Annotated in this window: 16 protein-coding genes; 6 read left to right on the forward strand and 10 right to left on the reverse strand. The window is 39.7% G+C overall.

The genetic code is table 11. From position 1 onward, the window contains the following. Positions 1 to 2: 2 nt before the first annotated feature. Positions 3 to 623: an RDD family protein gene (locus N824_RS04150; protein ID WP_048903875.1), complete on the forward strand. Its 621-nt coding sequence runs from the start codon at positions 3 to 5 to the stop codon at positions 621 to 623. A gap of 48 nt (positions 624 to 671) precedes the next feature. Beyond that, positions 672 to 2,663: a (E)-4-hydroxy-3-methylbut-2-enyl-diphosphate synthase gene (gene ispG / locus N824_RS04155; protein WP_048903876.1), complete on the forward strand. Its 1,992-nt coding sequence runs from the start codon at positions 672 to 674 to the stop codon at positions 2,661 to 2,663. Here the strand turns inward: ispG and N824_RS04160 are convergent. Then, positions 2,623 to 4,611, reverse strand: a complete 1,989-nt coding sequence (locus N824_RS04160) for a sensor histidine kinase (protein ID WP_048903877.1) — start codon at positions 4,609 to 4,611, stop codon at positions 2,623 to 2,625. The two genes, ispG and N824_RS04160, sit on opposite strands and share 41 nt — an antisense overlap. 149 nt (positions 4,612 to 4,760) lie before the next feature. Here N824_RS04160 and N824_RS04165 point away from each other — a divergent pair, with 149 nt between their 5' ends. Further along, on the forward strand, positions 4,761 to 5,873 hold the full coding sequence (locus tag N824_RS04165; protein WP_048903878.1) for a Gfo/Idh/MocA family protein: 1,113 nt from the start codon (positions 4,761 to 4,763) through the stop codon (positions 5,871 to 5,873). 19 nt (positions 5,874 to 5,892) lie between these two features. Here N824_RS04165 and nudK read toward each other — a convergent pair whose 3' ends face one another. Then, positions 5,893 to 6,468, reverse strand: coding sequence for a GDP-mannose pyrophosphatase NudK (nudK, locus tag N824_RS04170; protein ID WP_048903879.1), 576 nt, complete (start codon positions 6,466 to 6,468; stop codon positions 5,893 to 5,895). Positions 6,469 to 6,519: 51 nt separating this feature from the next. On the opposite strand from nudK, the gene N824_RS04175 reads away from it, so the two are divergent. Next, positions 6,520 to 7,272: a DeoR/GlpR family DNA-binding transcription regulator gene (locus N824_RS04175; RefSeq protein WP_048903880.1), complete on the forward strand. Its 753-nt coding sequence runs from the start codon at positions 6,520 to 6,522 to the stop codon at positions 7,270 to 7,272. 1 nt (position 7,273) lies between these two features. Here N824_RS04175 and arsB read toward each other — a convergent pair whose 3' ends face one another. From arsB to N824_RS04215, 8 genes are all read right to left on the reverse strand, one after another. After that, positions 7,274 to 8,308: an ACR3 family arsenite efflux transporter gene (gene arsB, locus N824_RS04180; protein WP_048903881.1), complete on the reverse strand. Its 1,035-nt coding sequence runs from the start codon at positions 8,306 to 8,308 to the stop codon at positions 7,274 to 7,276. Beyond that, complete coding sequence (locus N824_RS04185; protein WP_048903882.1) at positions 8,308 to 8,721, reverse strand: arsenate reductase ArsC; 414 nt, start codon at positions 8,719 to 8,721, stop codon at positions 8,308 to 8,310. The genes arsB and N824_RS04185 overlap by 1 nt, the downstream gene beginning before the upstream one ends. A 7-nt stretch (positions 8,722 to 8,728) precedes the next feature. Further along, a complete protein-coding gene (locus tag N824_RS04190) occupies positions 8,729 to 9,229 on the reverse strand; it encodes a DUF6428 family protein (RefSeq protein ID WP_048903883.1) in 501 nt (166 codons plus the stop codon). 55 nt (positions 9,230 to 9,284) lie between these two features. Continuing rightward, positions 9,285 to 9,614 (reverse strand): helix-turn-helix transcriptional regulator, encoded by a 330-nt coding sequence (locus N824_RS04195; RefSeq protein ID WP_048903884.1) that lies wholly within the window; start codon positions 9,612 to 9,614, stop codon positions 9,285 to 9,287. 437 nt (positions 9,615 to 10,051) lie between these two features. Next, complete coding sequence (locus tag N824_RS04200; protein WP_048904100.1) at positions 10,052 to 10,237, reverse strand: hypothetical protein; 186 nt, start codon at positions 10,235 to 10,237, stop codon at positions 10,052 to 10,054. 63 nt (positions 10,238 to 10,300) lie between these two features. Beyond that, positions 10,301 to 11,464: a mannonate dehydratase gene (gene uxuA / locus N824_RS04205; protein ID WP_306413877.1), complete on the reverse strand. Its 1,164-nt coding sequence runs from the start codon at positions 11,462 to 11,464 to the stop codon at positions 10,301 to 10,303. A gap of 28 nt (positions 11,465 to 11,492) precedes the next feature. Then, positions 11,493 to 12,245, reverse strand: coding sequence for an SDR family NAD(P)-dependent oxidoreductase (locus tag N824_RS04210; protein WP_048903886.1), 753 nt, complete (start codon positions 12,243 to 12,245; stop codon positions 11,493 to 11,495). Between the two features lie 110 nt (positions 12,246 to 12,355). Then, complete coding sequence (locus N824_RS04215; protein WP_048903887.1) at positions 12,356 to 13,384, reverse strand: LacI family DNA-binding transcriptional regulator; 1,029 nt, start codon at positions 13,382 to 13,384, stop codon at positions 12,356 to 12,358. A gap of 417 nt (positions 13,385 to 13,801) precedes the next feature. Between N824_RS04215 and N824_RS04220 the strand changes: the two genes are divergently transcribed. Beyond that, complete coding sequence (locus N824_RS04220) at positions 13,802 to 17,020, forward strand: SusC/RagA family TonB-linked outer membrane protein (RefSeq protein WP_200869812.1); 3,219 nt, start codon at positions 13,802 to 13,804, stop codon at positions 17,018 to 17,020. A 20-nt stretch (positions 17,021 to 17,040) separates the two neighbouring features. Further along, a complete protein-coding gene (locus N824_RS04225) occupies positions 17,041 to 18,855 on the forward strand; it encodes a RagB/SusD family nutrient uptake outer membrane protein (protein WP_048904102.1) in 1,815 nt (604 codons plus the stop codon). Positions 18,856 to 18,877 lie beyond the last annotated feature (22 nt).

Here is an 18,877-nt window from a genome sequence, read left to right on the forward strand (position 1 = left end):
GAATGGAAAGTAAGAACGAAATTGAATATACCGTTGTAATTAACGGAAAGCCTGAAGGGCCATATCAATTAGAACAATTAAAGTCACTAAATATCCTTCCGGGAACTTTTATCAGGAAGCCTGGGATGGACGATTATAAAGAAGCTCACGAGTTGCAAGAACTGCGTGAGCTTCTTGGTTTTACCTTTCAGAAAACAGCCCCCCAATACTTTGCTTCCTTTGATCAGCGTTTGCTAGCCTCTGTTATAGATTATTTTTTCTTAACTCTGGGCTATGTGCTACTGGTATTAATCAGTTTCATGTTTGTAGAAGAAAAAACGCAGCGGATTATGGTCTCACTGACAGGATTGCCCCTGATTTCTATTGCTAAATTTATTTATAGCAGCATTGCCGAAGCATCTGATAAGCAAGCTACCATTGGTAAGCGATTAATTAATATTAAAGTTACAGATCTGGGCGGAAACAGGATCAGTTTAAATAATGCCTATGGCCGAAATGCCGCTAAAATACTATCGGTAGCTCCTTTCTTTTTGGGCTACTTATACAGCTTTTTGAATAAAAAGCAACAGTGCTTTCATGATTTGGCAGCCGAAACACTGGTAATAAAAGACCGGTTGATCTGACCAAGAGTTATAAACATAATCTTTATCTTTGTAGCACATTAGCAAGTCATGGAAAAAGTATTTGATCAGAGTGCGTTACAGAAAGAGTTAAACGGCGGGTATTGTAACAGTTTGACCCAATATTCAAGATTTCTAACCAGAGAGGTGAGTATCGGGGATATTCCTATGGGGGGATTAAATCCAATCCGTATTCAATCGATGACCACAACTGATACCATGGATACTTTAGGTACAGTTGAGCAAACCATTAGAATGGTAAACTCTGGTTGCGAATATGTTCGTATTACTGCCCCAAGTATGAAGGAAGCAGAAAACCTTGCTAACATTAAAAAAGAGTTAAGATTCAGGGGTTACAATGTGCCACTGGTTGCCGATATCCACTTTACGCCAAATGCCGCTGAAGCTGCGGCCCGCATCGTAGAAAAAGTGAGGGTAAATCCGGGTAACTATGCAGATAAGAAACGCTTCGAAAACATTGAATATACGCAGCAAGCCTATCAAGCCGAGCTGGAACGCATATATAAGAAATTTACACCGCTGGTAAAGATCTGTAAAGAATATGGAACGGCTATGCGCATAGGTACCAACCATGGATCGTTGTCAGACCGTATCATGAGCCATTATGGCGATACCCCAAGGGGTATGGTTGAGTCGGCAATGGAGTTTATCCGCATGTGCGAGGATCAGAATTATTACAATCTGGTTATCTCTATGAAAGCCAGTAATACACAGGTCATGGTTCAGGCATACCGTTTACTGGTAGAGACCATGGTAAAGGAAGGCATGAACTATCCTTTACACCTGGGGGTAACTGAAGCAGGCGATGGAGAAGACGGCCGCATTAAATCAGCAGTGGGTATTGGAACATTACTTGAAGATGGACTGGGCGATACCATTCGGGTTTCTTTAACCGAGGATCCTGAATTTGAAGCTCCTGTTGCAAAAGCATTGGCTTTAAGATATGAAACCAGGGCACTGTTAAATAATGAAATTATTGCAGGTCAACCAGAAAGTATTACTGTAAAAGATCTTCCCTATAATCCTTACCAATACAACCGCAGGCATACGCAACCAGTACAACATATTGGCGGTCATCATCACCCTGTAGTGATCATTGATGCATCAAAAGAAAACTTAAAAGATCCTTACTTTTTAACAGCAGTTGGCTATAAATATAGTGCAGTTCTGGATAAATACAACATGGCCGATCAGGCAACTGATATGGTGTATCTTGGAGATGCATTGCCTTCATTCTCTTTTCCAGGTAATCTAAAACAGATTTATAACTATCAAACCTGGTTAAATTTAAAGGATAAGAACAATTGCCACCCTTTATTTTCATTTGAAGAATATATCACTGCCGATATTAAAGACGAGCATTTAAATCTTGTTGGTATAAAAGCAGAAGAGGGCGCTGATAATGACCTTTCTAAATTGCAGGGTAATGTTGTTGTGGTATTAGAAACTACTGTTGCCCACGGTATGGCTATGCAAAGGGAGTTTTTTATATCCCTGATGAAGCATAATTCACAAATACCGGTTATTGTAAAAAGGGCCTATTCTGGTATCAGTGCTGATGATCTGATGCTGCATGCTGCTACAGACCTTGGTGCACTGTTTACCGATGGACTTGGCGATGGCATCTGGATTAGTGCTGATGAAACCATAGGCTTATCATTAATTAATGCCACAAGTTTTGGTATTTTACAGGCAACGCGTACACGCATTTCTAAAACAGAATACATCTCTTGTCCAAGCTGCGGACGAACACTTTTTGATCTTCAGGAAACTACTCAGCTGATTCGTTCACGTACGGATCACCTTAAAGGAATCAAAATTGGTATCATGGGTTGTATTGTAAATGGCCCAGGTGAAATGGCCGATGCCGATTATGGATATGTAGGTACCGGCCCTGATAAAATAACGCTTTATCGTGGGAAAGAAGTTGTCAAGAAAAATGTAAATGCTGCCCGTGCCCTTGATGATCTTATTGAACTGATCAGAGAAGACGGGAACTGGATAGAGGTAAATCAAAACTAAAAGATACTTTATTTCCTATCAAGTCAATGTTCAGTTTACTGTCATTGGCTTTTATGTATTCCCTGATCAGCGTTAGGCCCAAACCTATACCTTTCTCATTTTCTGTTCCGTAGGTTGCGCCACCGGCTTTTGGATTTCGAATATGTTCAACATCAAATTGCTCCGGATTATTGATGGTATTCCACACGCAAATCTCTACCATATTACCATGGGTTTTTAATGCGATACCAATTTCATTCCCAGAAGGGGTAAACTTTATCGCATTATCAATCAGATTTCTGAAAATAAGCTGTACATGGTCTTCATCTGCATAAGCTGAAAAAGGTTCCGATAAATTGATCGCTGTGACAATCCCTTTCTTATGGATCAGCGGCAGATAAACCAAAAGCAATTTTTCTATAAAAGGTTTAAGATCAAATGTAGTGGGTACACTATTTACCACCTCCATTTGTCGCCTTGCCCAATACAAAAGGTTATTTAAAGAACTGTTGATCGTTTCAATGTGCTTTTGATTCTCTGTTAACAGCATTTTATAGTCTTCGAGCGTTAGCATGTCCATGTCCTTAAGCGCAAAGATGCCCGTCAGACTGTTAAAAGGACTTCTAAGATCATGTGCTATGATAGAGAATAGCTTGTTTTTTACAGAATTGGAAAGTTCCAGTTCCGTTATCGTGTCACTGAGTTTTAATGTGCGCTCCTTAACTATGTGCTCCAAACGTAAGTTCTGATCGCTTACCAGCATCAGGTTTTCATCTCTTGTCTGCTGTTCCCGTTTAATTACTGCGTTATAACGGTATCCCATTGCAAAAGAAAGCAATAGTAATTCAATTGCTGAGCCTATAGGTAGCAGGTCAAAAGTATAATCTGTAAAGGGAAGGACCTTTGCAAGGGTTAGAATAACAATCAGAATAGCTAGGGCTATGAAGCTCCAAGCAAGAATATAATATTTAGCCGGGGTATGTCCTCTTCTGTAAGCAACAAATCCTGAAATCCATAAAATGATAGGAGAAACAAACATCAAGATCTGCGTATAGTTAGCCGCTATTCCCTTGTATCCAAAAATGCTGACAAAAAACAGGATGACACAAAAGAAAATGAGTGCCCGGTAAATCTTTAAAAACTTGGGGGCAGTTACACGGAGATTGAGGAAACGTCTACAAAATAAAATTCCAAAAATAACTGTTACGGACAGGAAAGCATGCGGATAGAGGTTGATGATCTTCCTTATCTCAGCATTAAGAAGGTACGAATATCCCCTCAAATACAAAGAAACATAAATAAATAAACCAGGCACATACAGACAGTAATAGAGGTATAATTTGTCTCTCATGTTCATGTATAAGAAAATGTTATACACAAATAAAGAAAGAAGAACACCCATAAAAACAATCTCCAGATAGTCTCTGAAAGTTGGACCCGCAACTAAAGTGTCAGAGGTAGCCATCTTTATTGGCAACTGCAGGTAATTATCAGATTTTACCCTTATAAAAATGTGTTGAACATTAGTTTGATTACTGTTTTGAGGCAAGCTGAAGGTAAAGCGGTTTTCTGATTTTACTCGGGTACTTGAGGGTATTAAAAAGCCTGATTTGAACTGAACCCAGGTTCCGTCAGTGTTATCTGCATAACAATCAATGTATTCAATATTAGGCATGTCTGCAATTAAATAAGCTTTTCCTGAGCTTTGATTAACGTAATTGACTTTAATCCAGAATGCAGACTTTGTATTCCCGAGATTTAATACCTCTGTTTCACTGTGTTTAAATTTTCCGGCCTTTTCCAAAGCTTTAACTTCATTGATCGTTAGTGATGCGGCCTTGTCTTCAAAGTACGTCACCTGTTTACCTATATTGCTGTAGGGCGTGTTGTCGTTTAAATAGATCACCTGAGCAATAGCCTGAATTTTCGCAAAAAGTATAAGGGCAATTAGAATAAGAAAACGGCGCATATAGAGAGATCGATTACAATAATTGGTTTGTGGTCGCTTTTTTAACAGCTAAATGTAAGCCAACATTTTTGTTTATAGTATGTTAAGTCTATAAAACTTCTATTTTTTCTATGTAAAATACGTAAATTGGATTTAAAACGATTTAAATTATGGATACACGTCGCGACTTTTTACAGAAACTTGGACTTTCTTCATTGGTTTTACCATTTATACCGCTTTCGGGCTGGGCAACTACAAAAACTGATAAATTGTACGATGGACCAGTGTTACGCGTAGCTATTATGGGCCTTGGCGGATATGGCAGCCGCGTTGCGGAAGCCATGCAATCCTGCGTTAAAGCGAAACTGGTAGGTGTAATTAGTGGAACACCTTCAAAAATAAAAGACTGGCAAGCTAAATATGGTATTCCCGAAAAGAACTGCTATAACTATGAGAACTTTGATCAGATAAAAAACAATCCTGATATTGATGCAGTGTATGTAATTACCCCTAACGCACTTCACCATGACCAGGTTATTCGCGTTGCTAAAGCTGGAAAGCATGCAATTTGTGAAAAGCCGATGGCAATAAGTCCTAAACAAGGGCAAGAAATGATCGACGCCTGTAAAAAAGCAAACGTGAAGTTATTGGTGGGTTACCGGATGCACTTTGAGCCCAAAACCCTCGAAGTTATTCGAATGAGAAATGCCGGCGAATTTGGAAAGATCATGTTTTTTCAAGGACAATGCGGCTTTAAAATAGGCGATCCAAAACAATGGCGATTGAATAAACAACTTGCTGGTGGAGGCGCAATGATGGATATAGGTATTTATGCCATCAACGGCTCCAGGTATATGGTAGGAGAGGAACCTACATGGGTAACCGCACAAGAAACCAAAACAAATCCTGAGATATTTAAGGAAGGGGTTGATGAAACGATTCAATTTCAGATGGGATTTCCAGGTGGGGCAGTAGCTTCTTACCTGTCCACCTACAATATGAATTATCTTGATCGGTTTTACCTGACCGGTGAGAAAGGTTTTGCCGAGATGCAGCCATCAACAGGTTACGGGCCAATAAAAGGTCGTACACACAAAGGCGAATTGACACAACCTCACGCTACCCATCAAACCGTGCAGATGGAAGAAATGGCCGGGATTATTTTAGAAGGTAAAGAGCCGATAGTACCAGTTAACGGAGAAGAGGCGCTAAAAGATTTAAAAATTATAGAAGCCATTTATCTTGCGGCTAAAACAGGTAAAAAGATACCGCTGAAACTGTAAGCTCTTTAAAAAAAAGAGTTTATTCCATCATTTTTGAAAGTGCGAGGTGCTGAAGTAGCATGATCGTTTTTCCATCCTTAATTTCGCCGGTTGCAATCATATTCATCGCGGTATTAAATGATAATTCCAGCACTTCTATATCCTCATCTTCTACGCCGCCGCCTATTTCTGTTTTCATCTCAGAGGTGTATTCTGCAATAAAGAAGTACAGCTTTTCAGTAACGGAACCAGGACTCATATAAACTTCAAATACTTTTTGAACGGAGGACAATACGTATCCGGTTTCTTCCTCTGTTTCTCTGCGGATGGCCTCTTCCGGACTGTTTTCGTCAAGTAAACCTGCGCATGTTTCAATGAGCATTCCGGTAAGGTTACCGTTAACATAGGTCGGGAACCGGAACTGTTTAATCAGGATAACGGTTTGCAATGTTCGGTTGTAAAGGAGTATTGTAGCTCCGTTTCCACGGTCATAAGTTTCCCTGCTTAGCGTTTCCTGTATCCCTTTTTTGGATAAGAAGTTGAATGTTGTTTTCTTTAAAACATACCAGTCGTCTGATAAGATTTCCTCTTTAATTATATTTATCGTACTATTCATGATCGATTATGATTAATAATGATTATTTTTGATCAAATGTAAATTATTTAGATGAGTTTTCAGGAAAGAAAGAAAAAGATTTTAATGATACTTGATGAATTTGAGGCTTTATCTGTAATGGAGATCTCTCAGAAATTATCTATATCTCCAGCCACTGTTAGAAGAGACCTGCAAGATCTTTCTGAAGAGGGGCTACTGCAGCGAACGCATGGAGGTGCCATGAAGCTTGATAACCCGCCCTTCGCATCGTTCAATAAAAAGCAAACTGCTAATACCCAAAGCAAGCAGGAAATAGGGAGATTAGCTGCTGCTCAGGTGGTAAATGGAGATACAATATTTATGGATTGCGGAAGTACGGTGTTTGCCATGTGCGCCCATTTAAAAAAACTTAACAAACTAAAGATCGTTACCAATTCTTTACCAATAGTAGCCGAATTAATAGATACACCCGGTATTGGCATTAACCTGATAGGCGGCGAGCTCGATAAAGAACGCAGGGCGGTACACGGGGATATGGCAGTTCAGCACATCGATACCTATCATGTCTCTAAGGCTTTTGTAGGGGTCGACGGCATATCATTACAAAATGGTTTAACAGCACATAGCGAAAAGGAAGCGCAAATAACAAAAGCTTTTCTAAAAAATGCGGAGCAGGTTTATTTACTTACCGACTCCTCCAAAATTGGGAAAGACGCGTATGTTAAATTTGGGACTTTAAAGGCGATAAACTTTTTAATTACCGATGCTCAGCTAACGGCCTCTTTGAAAAAGAAAATAGAAGAAGAAGTGAGGGTGTTGCAGTAGATTATTTGTAATACTTCTTTCTAAACCAAAAAGCAACATTTACCAGGGCAATAAGGGTTGGGACTTCAACCAGTGGACCAATGACACCGGCAAATGCTTGGCCTGAGTTGATGCCGAAAACGCCAATTGCAACAGCGATTGCCAGTTCAAAATTATTGCCTGTAGCGGTAAATGCAATTGCTGTGTTTTTAGAATAATCAGCGCCAAAATATTTGCCCATAAAGAAGCTGAAGACAAACATAATTACAAAATAGATAACCAATGGGATTGCTATTCGTATTACATCCATAGGAATTTTTATAATCAGATTACCCTTTAAACTAAACATAATCACAATTGTGAATAATAGGGCTATCAGTGTTACCGGCGAAATTAACGGTACAAATTTGGTTTGGAACCAGGTTTCTCCTTTGAGTTTTATTAACGCATAACGGCTGATGATACCCAATGCAAACGGTATGCCAAGATAAATCGCCACGCTCTTGGCAATCTGGCCGATCGTGATATTTACTTCTAATCCTTTTAATCCAAATAATGGCGGTAAAACAGTGATGAAAATATAGGCAAATACACTGTATAGTAACACCTGAAAAATACTGTTCAGGGCAATCAGGCCTGCCGCGTATTCCCTGTCACCTTCAGCAAGCTCATTCCAGACAACTACCATTGCAATACACCTGGCAAGACCAATTAAAATTAAGCCCACCATATATTCCGGGTAGTCGTGTAAAAATACAATGGCCAATATAAACATCAGCACCGGCCCGATAACCCAGTTTAGTACTAAAGACAGAGAGAGCACCTTGGTGTCCTTAAATACCCTGCCCATATTTTCATATTTAACTTTGGCCAGTGGAGGGTACATCATTAGAATTAATCCTATTGCCAGCGGAATATTTGTTGTTCCGCTGGAAAAGGAATTGATAGTGGTAGAGGAAGATGGAACCAGATACCCGATTCCGATACCGGCAGCCATAGCAAGAAATATCCATAAAGTAAGGTAACGATCAAAGAAGCTTAATTTTTTCCTTTCCATTAAATATGCTTTGCTATAAAATCCTGGCAGTACTGTTTGATCATCTCCCTTACCGATCTGAATTGCGTTTTAACTTCCTGGTCAGTTCCTGTTGCTTTGGCCGGATCGGGAAAGTTGTAATGAAATTTTTGTGCATGCGTAGGGAAATACGGGCAGCTTTCCTTAGCATTATCGCACACAGTGATTACATAATCAAAATCGATATCCGTGTACTCATTGATGTTGTTTGAAGTATGTGATGAGATGTCAATTCCATCTTCTTTCATCGTTTCAATGGCTTTCGGATTTACGCCGTGGGTTTCTATCCCGGCACTATAAATTTCAGCGTTATTCTTTGCAAAGAATCTTAAATAGCCTTCGGCAATTTGACTGCGGCAACTGTTGCCGGTACATAATACAAGTATCTTTTTCATATTTTAATTAGCAGCAGCCACTTCCAGGCGAGCAAGTAACTGTTTCTGTTTCCTTTGTGTCGCAATTCCCACCTCTGCTGATGGCTTTGCATTGTGTAAAATCAGGGCTTAGGTTTACAATAAAGTTTCCATTGTCAATAATAAATTCCCCGGGATACATCTGGCGGGTATCAAACTGAGAGTTCCCAAATTCTATTTTTACTACAGCCAGTGGATTTAGTGGCAGGCTTTTTTCGACAAGCTTAACAATTGATAGTGCTTTGCTTACCTGCATTGCTCTTTCTTTGTCCTTCACAGCTGGTTCCCAGAGCTGAACAATAATTTCTGTCCACGAGTTCATAATCCCACCGCAATCTACCGATACAATGGGTGCCTGTTTAATTTCTGTGATGTGATATGAAGCATCTACCCATTTGTCCTCAGCATACTGAAATTGTAAAGTAAGTTCTGGATTGTCCTGTAGTTTACGTTTAAATGTTTGCCAGTTGATTAATTCAGTTGTATTCATGATAATTTATTTAATTGTTTGATTGCAATATTACGATGTATTGGGTCAAATTTTTTTAACAGCAGTCTGTCTTTAATTCATAAGTAGAAAAGAATATCGAGAGTTGTTGCTGAAGCTCGTTCCATACCGTTGGATTGATGCAGTAGCATACACTAACACCTTCAATTGTGCCTTGTATAATACCTGCCGTTTTCAGCTCCTTTAAATGCTGAGAAATGGTGGCTTGTGCAAGGCCAAGTTCTTCAACCAGGTCCCCACAGATACAGGCGTTGGCTTTAATGATCTGCTGCAGAATAGCAATGCGGGCAGGGTGGGCCATGGCTTTCAGCATTACCGCTAAGCGGTTTTGTTCTTCAGTAAATATTTCTGTTTTTGTAAGTCCCATAATTTTATATCGCAATATTACGATGTATAATTGTAATGACAAAATTTTTTTTAAAAAAATGTATTGCCTGGATATCTTCTGAGATTTGCTTGCTTGGGATTTACTCGAGACTGGTTCGCGTTTTGTTCCCGAAAAGGATTGTTTGTGGAGAAAGCATGTACCAAGTGTGCATTGCGTCTGGATTAACTGAAGGCGCAACCATGTTCATAAAATTGAAAAATACACTTCCATTTTACTAAAAATATTAGTAATTTTAATGTATCTAATTTTTCTGATTTATGAAAGGCATATCAATAACACCGGAATTTCGAACCATATCTCCATCCGAACTACAAAAGCGTTGGCGGAAATCATCTACAGGATTACCAAAGAATATTAAAAAAGTCCCGGTTTATTTTATTTGGGTGCCCCGAAAAAATAAGTGACTGAAAACAACGCTAATACCGTTGTTTTTCCAGTTCTACTTTTAAGTCGTCTTTTAAATTTTTGGCTTTTTCCATCCATTCTGGCGCTTTTTCTTTGATATCATCGGCTATTGAGCGCCCATTAATGTCTTTTTTAGTTACGTATTTAACTATGCCATATATTGCGGCGCCGATTAAGGCAGTTTTAAATAATCCCATTTTTTTTAAAATATTTGTGTTCTTATCACTAACAAACGGGACCGGAAATGGTTTGAATGCCATCTAAGAATTAAGACTGTGTAGTATTCCGGTTTCGAGTCCTCTTAACTCGGCCAGACCCTTTAGCCTGCCAATAATAGAATAACCGGGGTAGTGCTTTTTGTTTAGATCATCTAACATTTGGTGACCATGGTCGGGCCTCATCGGAATAGATCTACTGAGCCTTTGTTGAAGTGCAACCACCTCTTTAACAACTTGCGGCATGTTGGCATTTCCTTCCAGGTGGTTGGCCTCGTAGAAGTTTCCTTCGTTATCTCTTTGGGTGCTGCGCAGGTGAAGAAAGAAAATATGGTTGCCAAGTCTTTTTATCATTCCCCGGAGATCATTGTCGGCGCGTGCGCCAAATGAACCTGTACAGAAGCAAATGCCGTTGTTGGCTGATGGAACTTCGGTAAGCATGTCTTGAACATCGGCTTCAGTACTCATAATTCTTGGAAGACCCAGAATAGCGTAGGGAGGATCGTCTGGGTGAATGGCCAATTGTAGTCCCATTTGTTCCGCAACCGGAATAATTTCCCTAAGAAATTCATACAGGTTTTCCTTTAGTTTCTTGTTGTCAATATTCCTGTAAGTTTCCAGCGCGCTTAAAATCTGTTCGGGAGTAAAAGGCTCCTCTGATCCCGGCAGGCTAAGTAATGCATTGTTGTATAGGATTTCTTTTTCCTGTTTGCTCATTTCCAGGAATCGTTTTTCAGCCTTTTCAATCTCGTGTGGTTGATAGTCGTTTTGGGCATTTGGTCGTTTTAACAGGAAAAGATCAAATGCTATAAAAGCCGATTTTTCAAAGTATAGTGCTTTGCTGCCATCACTTAATTCGTACGAAACGTTGGTGCGCATCCAGTCCAATATGGGCATGAAATTATAGGTGATAACTTTTAAGCCGCAGGCAGCAACATTTTGCATACTGGTTTTATAGTTTTCTATGTAGACTTTATAATTTCCGCTTCTTTTTTTGATGTCCTCATGAACAGGCAAGCTTTCGATAACAGTCCATGTTAATCCTGCTTCCAAAATTTCCGCTTTTCTCTGTGCTATCTCATCGATAGTCCAGATTTCGCCAACAGGAATGTGATGCAGAGCGGTAACTACGCCCGTTGCGCCGCTTTGTTTGATGTATTGCAGACTAACCGGATCGTTAGGGCCGAACCATCTTAAGGTTTGTTCCATTTTAATCATATCAGCTTGAGATTTTTGTTTAGAATCCTATTGAATTTCCACCGTCAACAGGTATAATTATACCTGTAATGAATTTAGCATGATCAGAAGCAAGGAAGTAGGCGGCATCTCCTATGTCAGCTGGTAAGCCCAGTTTTCCCATTGGCGTGCGCGAGAGTACCTTGTTTTTTCTGTCGGGATCATTATTTAGTGCTTTGGCCGACATATCTGTAGCGATAAAGCCGGGAGCAATACAGTTTACGCGAATGCCATCGGGCGAGAGTTCTACGGCCATTGCTTTTGTCATTCCTTCGATAGCTGATTTGGCAGCGGTATAAGCAATTACTTTGGGTATGCCATATTGCGCGGCCATGGAGCTGATGTTTATGATGCAGCCTTTTTTCTGCTTAAGCATCACTTTTGAAACCTCGCGTGTTAACGAAAATACAGAAGATAAATTTGTAAGGATAACTTCGTGAAATTCCTGATCGGTAACCTCTATAAGCGGTTTTTTGGCATTTATTCCGGCATTATTAACAAGAATGTCAATGCTACCGAACTTTTGTTCGATATCGGCAACCAATTGGGGGATATCACTTAGTTTATTCAGATCAAAAGCTATGGCTGTTGTAAGTTCGCCAAGTTGCTTACGTGCCTTTTCCAGTCGTTGTTCGTTTCTTCCAATCAGGATAGTGAAAATATTGTTCTCTACAAACTTTTCAGCTATGGCAAAGCCTAATCCTGATGCGCCGCCGGTAACCAGTGCGATTTTTCTTTCTTGATCATCTTTCATGGATGGTATTGGTTTGAGATTTCGAGGTAATAAAATTGAACTAATGTAGTTAAAAAACTCACAATTATACAACCGGTTGCATAATTATTTTTTGACATGATAGCCTTTTGTTATTTAATCCGTTTAGATGAATCTCTTGCGATAAGTTCTGATCTTAAAATAATTGAATTGGTTGAATTTATGCTTTGTTGTCCGTTTAAATGTGTGATTAGTTTGTGTGCTGCTATTTCTCCCATTTCAAATCCCGGATAATTAATGGTTGATAATGTTGGTCTGATGACCCTTGATATTGGGTCGTTGTTGAAGCCGATAAAAGCAATATCCTCAGGTATTCTAATTCCATTATTCATAAGGATGGCCATGCAGTTAACCGCGCAGGTGTCGTTGTCTACAAAAACACCGTCAGGTAACGGATTCATTTTTAGTATCTTTTGGGCGCAGTCTATGCCTGCCTGTTCATCCAGTACGTTGATGAAGGTATTGTTGGGATCTGCCTGGATCCCTGCATCTTTAAGTGCATACTCGTATCCTCTTTGGCGATCGGCATAAACGTTCCTGGCTAAATTTCCGGTGATGTGGATGATGTTTTTACATCCCTGCGCTATTAAGTGTTGGGTAGCAAGGTACCCGGATTTATAATTGTCTATAATAATACTGGTGCATTGCGGATGATCAAGGGTGCGATCGAAGAATAGCAGGGGAATGCCTTTTTCTAATAGCATTTCGAATTGCGAAACGCCAACTGTGTCGTAGGCTACGGACACCATTAGCCCGTCTACACGATTGTTAAACATCGTTTTTACGTTTACGGCTTCTTTTTCTGCTGATTCAAGTGATTGGCTGATGATTAAATTGTAGCTTGCCTCATTTGCAACTTTTTCCATTCCGGCAAGTACTGCCGACATAAAGCTACTGTTCATTCTTGGAATGATTACCCCAATAGTATTGGTTCGCTTACTTCTGAGGTTGCTTGCAAAGGTATTGAAACGGTAGCCCAGCTCTGCCGCAATATCGTTAATTCTCTTCTTGGTTTTTTTGCTAATAGCAGGATGGTCCTTCAGTCCGCGACTAACAGTTGTAGGTGAGAGGTTGAGTTTTTCGGCGATATCGTAAATGGTTACGTCTTTTTTTGAGTGCATTTCTTTAGATTTTTATAGAGCCTGATGTACTGATTTTGTATTTAAAATTGAAACCGGATGCATGTATATTCGTTTTTTCTACGAGAAAAATGTGATTCCCGCAATTACTCTGCTGCTTGTTTTGCCCGCTTTGCTGCCTTGGAAAGATGTGTTTTTCCATATAAAAGTCCATTTTTATCATCTTTTAATGCTTTTTGTGGTTTTATTCATTCCTTAATCCCTTCCAGGAATGAATAGGCAAATTTAAAAACATTTATGCTATCGGTTGCATTTTTAAATATTATTCCTAACTTTAATTTACTAACCTAATTAAACTAAACTATATGAAACCTATGCTTAACCGGGATACCTCTTGAATTTAGAATGCACGCAGTGTAATTAAAATTATTCATTTCCTAAAAAATAATAATACATATTATGTTTCTAAATATACAAAACGGCAATAAAATGCGCGTTACAGGATTCTTACGCTCAATTTTTGCAGTAGCAATATGTTGTCCGCTATGGTCTTACGCAACAATTAACGAATTGATAAGGGTTCCGCCTGAACAGCAGTTTGACGATCGCTTTAATAACAAATATGAAAATGTCCTCGCCAAAACGGTTTCCGGTACAGTTACCGATGAAAAGAAACTTCCTGTAGCAGGGGTGAGTGTTCGTTTAAAGGGCTCTAAAAATGGGACTGTAACTAACGCGGAGGGACGTTATGTTCTAAAGGATATTCCAGACAATGGCGGAATATTGGTTTTTAGCTCACTTGGCTTTATCTCTAAAGAAGTTCCCGTAACGGGCACAACAGTTAATGTTGTTTTGGCAGAAGCCGCAAATGACTTAAATGAATTAGTGGTGGTGGGTTACGGTACACGATCAAAAAAGGATTTAACAGGCGCCATATCACAGGTTAAGGCTGTACAACTTGAAAATCAACATCCAAATAGTGTACAAGATCTGCTTCGGGGAAATGTTCCGGGATTAAATGTCGCTTTTTCAGCCTCACCGAAAGGTGGAAACAACTCCGACCTTCAGGTGCGTGGAAAGTCCTCGCTGATAGCTGGAGTTACGCCACTTCTCGTTGTGGACGGTGTAATTTATCCGGGTCAGTTGAGTGATATTAATCCTAGTGATATCGAAACAATTGATGTCTTAAAAGATGCGAGCTCCGCTGCAGTTTATGGCGCAAAGGCTGCAAGTGGTGTGGTTATTATCACTACAAAACGAGGCAAGTCAGACAAACCTGTAATTACTTTAAATACCACAATCGGGATGGCCTCACGTGAGGTTACTGAACATGTTTATGATGCTAACGGCTTCGTTAACTGGCGTACTGATGTATTAAAAAGTATAAATGCGGGTACAATTGGAACACAGCCATCTCGTTTTAATGACCCGCGTACGCTTCCATCAAATGTAACTCTGGCACAATGGTATGCTTACGATAATACGCCTGTAACTGCCGATCCGATAGATACCTGGTTAACCAGATTGAAAATGTTTCCAATAGAAATTGAAAATTATAAGGCAGGTAAAAGTACAAACTGGGAAGATTTGATTTACAGAAACGGATTTAGACAGGATCATACGTTTGGTATTTCCGGAAGAAAAGATGAGGTTAATTATTACCTTTCTTTAGGCTACACCAATAATGAAGGATTAACTGTAGGTGATCAATATAAAAATGCCCGGGCACGCCTTAATCTGGAAGGTAAAGCGGCAAAATTCGCAACTATAGGTGTTAATTTTCAATATGCGAGTCGCGATGAGAGTGCCGTTCCAATTGACTTTGGCCAGATTAGAAATGCTTCACCTTTGGGGTCTAAATACAAGGATGATGGAATTACATTGCGACCAAGTCCAAATGACGATTTAGGTAACAACCGTAATCCTTTTCTGGATAATGTGTACCGCGAAAGGATGCTGAAATATAACACCATCTTTTCGACCATGTATGTAAAAGGTGAATTGCCATTTGGTTTTTCATACTCGGTAAACGTAACACCAAGTTATGATCAGACCAGGGAATTTAATCACTTTTCTGCGCTACATCCAGACTATGTTGCCAGAAAAGGATATGCAGATCGTACAGAAACCACCCGTTTTAACTGGCAAATTGATAACGTTCTGAAATGGAATAAAACCTTTAATAAAATTCATCAATTCGATGTTACGTTCTTGATGAACGCAGAAAAATTAAAACAAACGTCTTCGAGAATAGAAAATGAGGGTTTTGATCCAAACGATAAACTAAGCTATCATAACATCGGTTCAGGAGTAAAACCAATTGTGAGCAGCAACGATCTGGTAACTACGGGCGATGCATTAATGGCCAGGTTAAACTATACGCTTAACAGTAAATATCTTTTAACAGCAACCGTTCGTCGCGATGGGTATTCTGCTTTCGGACAGCGAAATCCGAGGGCAACTTTCCCTTCATTGGCTTTGGGCTGGGTGTTTAGCGACGAAGGTTTTATGAAGTCTGTAAGCTGGCTTAATTATGCAAAACTTCGTCTGTCTTATGGATCGGTAGGGAACAGGGATATTGATGGTTATTTAGCGCTTTCAAATCTTAATACAGGTAAATACTTATATGTATCTCCGTCAGGAACAGTTTTTCCTATTGCACAATTGTATGTGGATAGAATGATAAACAGGGACCTTAAATGGGAATCTACATCATCATTTAATGGTGGTCTCGACTTTTCAATCCTTAATAATATAATAGACGGATCGGTAGAGGTTTACAGGAAAAATACAAGCAATTTACTCCTGTTAAGAGCCCTGCCAAGTGTAACAGGTTTCTTTAACATCGCCTCTAACCTTGGTAATGTGACCAATACCGGTGTAGAAATAGCCTTAAACAGCAATAACTTTAAAAGAGAAAACTTCAGCTGGAAAACCTCTGTAAACTTTTCTTTGAACCGGAACAAGATCGTTCATTTATTTGGCGAAGTAAACCAGTTGGACAATGAAGGAAAGGTAATTGGTAAAGTTGAAAACAATGATCCTGGAAATGGTTGGTTTATCGGCAAGGATGTGAATGCCATTTGGGACTTGAAAGTTTTAGGCGTGTGGCAGCAAAATGAAGCAGCTGAGGCCGCTAAATACGGTGTGAAACCTGGAGATTTTAAATTGCAGGATGTAAATGGTGATTTCAAATTCACAGATGCTGATAAACAATTCCTGGGATCCAGAAATCCTAAATTTACCACCTCAATGAGAAATGAATTTACGCTGTTCAAGCACTTTGATTTTTCTTTCTCTATGTACTCCAACTGGGGAGCTATGACTGATTTTAACGAGGCTAAGAATAATTCCGGTTTCCAAGATAGACAGAATTCGTACAAAGTGCCGTATTGGACTGCAGAAAATCCAATCAACGATTATGCAAGGTTGTATTCAAGCAATGGCAGTGCAAGCTATAATGTATATCGTAAAACGTCCTTTATCAGAATCGATAATGTCTCGTTAGCATACACTTTGCCAAAGCGCCTGGTTGAAAAAGGAAGGTTGAATAGTGTAAGGATCTTTACGACTGTTCAAAATGCAGCAATTTATGCACCCGACTGGGATTACTGGGATCCGCAAAATAAAAACCCAACGCCGCGGTATGTGACATTAGGCTTAAATGTAACCTTGTAGTATAAATCAAATTGATGATCATGAAAAATCTATATAAAATATTACCTGTCTGCTTAGTTATCACTATGCTGGCTGGAATTGGATGTAAAAAAAGCTTTTTAGAACCCGAACCGCTTTCCTTTTACACAGATGAAGATTATAAAGACCCTGCAGTTTTGAGGGCTACATTAGTTGCCTGTGCAAGAAATTTACGGAATGAATACTTTGGTGATGGGGCGCCATGGATTACCGAGCAAATATTCTCTGAGATAGCAGTTGATGGTACAACAGATAAATCTGGTCCTGCTCAGGATTTAAACCTGTTGATTACTCCTGATGCAAATCTAAATTCGGTTGACTTTAACAGAATTGGATATTATTGGGACGAAGGATACAAGGGTATCAAATACGCAAACACTGTGATTAGCCGTATTGATGCCGCCAATTTTAAAGATGAAGCGGAGCGCAACTCGATACTTGGATCGGCCTATTTTCACAGGGCATTCCGTTATTATCGTCTGGTAAACCAATTTGGCGATGTTCCTTTGTTGTTAAATGAAGTAACTACTCCAAGGGTCGATTTTTATACGACTAAGCGCGAGGTAATTCTTCAGCAGATGAAAACAGACCTGGAATTTGCAGCACAATGGGTAACTGATAATGTGAATAAAGGTGAGGTAACCAAAGGAGCGGTAAATCATTTGCTTACTAAAGTGAATTTGGCGCTTGGAAAATTTGACGATGCCATAGCCTCTGCAAATGCAGTTATCAATGGTAGTCCGTATGCGCTAATGACCAATCGCTTTGGCGCTACAAGGGCAGATGAAACAAGAAACCTGATATGGGATCTTCACAGACCGGAGAACAAATCATTGGGTGAGAACAGGGAAGGTATATTTATGGTGATTGATCGGCAGATGGATGGGGGATATGACGGAGGGATGAAAATCATGCGTCAGGCGGTACCCAATTGGGGTTCAAACATCAATACGCCAAATGGAAAAAAAGGTACAAATGATGGAATTAATCTGGAGATCACCCAATCAAATTTTTATGGAAGAGGAATTGGCCGCTGTCGCGGAACATCTTACAGCACGCAAGCGATCTGGGATGATCCTAATGACTTAAGGCATATTAAAGGCAACTGGATGAACATGGAAGACCTTGTTTATAATGAGCCTGCATTAAAAAAGAGCGACCCTACATACTACAATAAACCGATACAATTGCGAAATGCTGCCGGCGGACTTATCGTTACCGATACGATAAGGAGTTATTTTGGATGGCCACAGTATAAAATATTTATACCTGATTTTGAAAATGCACCAATGCAAGGTGGCCATACAGACTGGTATGTGTTCAGGATAGCAGAAACCTATTTGCTTCGCGCCGAGGCTTATTATTGGAAGGACGATCTGGCCAACGCAGCCGCTGATATTAATAAGGTAAGGGCACGTGCCAACGCAGCACCCTATACACCTGCTTCGATCAACATCGGCACTATACTAGATGAAAGAGCACGGGAACTTTATTACGAGGAGCCAAGAAAATGCGAGCTGACCAGAATTGCTTATATTTTTGCGCTTACCGGTAAAACCGCCTATAATGGCAAAGCCTATTCTTTAACCAATTTTTCGGAGAACAATTTCTTCTATGATAGGGTAAAAGAAAAAAATGTGTTCTATAAAAATGGTGTTAAAACAAATCATGGAGATCAATATACCATGAGCCCGTATCATGTGTTGTGGCCGGTACCTCAAAGTGCAATCAGGGCAAATGTCTCTGGTCACATAAATCAAAACAAAGGATATTCTGGCTCAGAAGGTAATGTGCCACCGATTGATAAAATAGAATAAGGACTAAATTGAACTTACTGTC

The sequence above is a fragment of the Pedobacter sp. V48 genome, assembly GCF_000523515.1.
Taxonomy (GTDB): Bacteria; Bacteroidota; Bacteroidia; order Sphingobacteriales; family Sphingobacteriaceae; genus Pedobacter.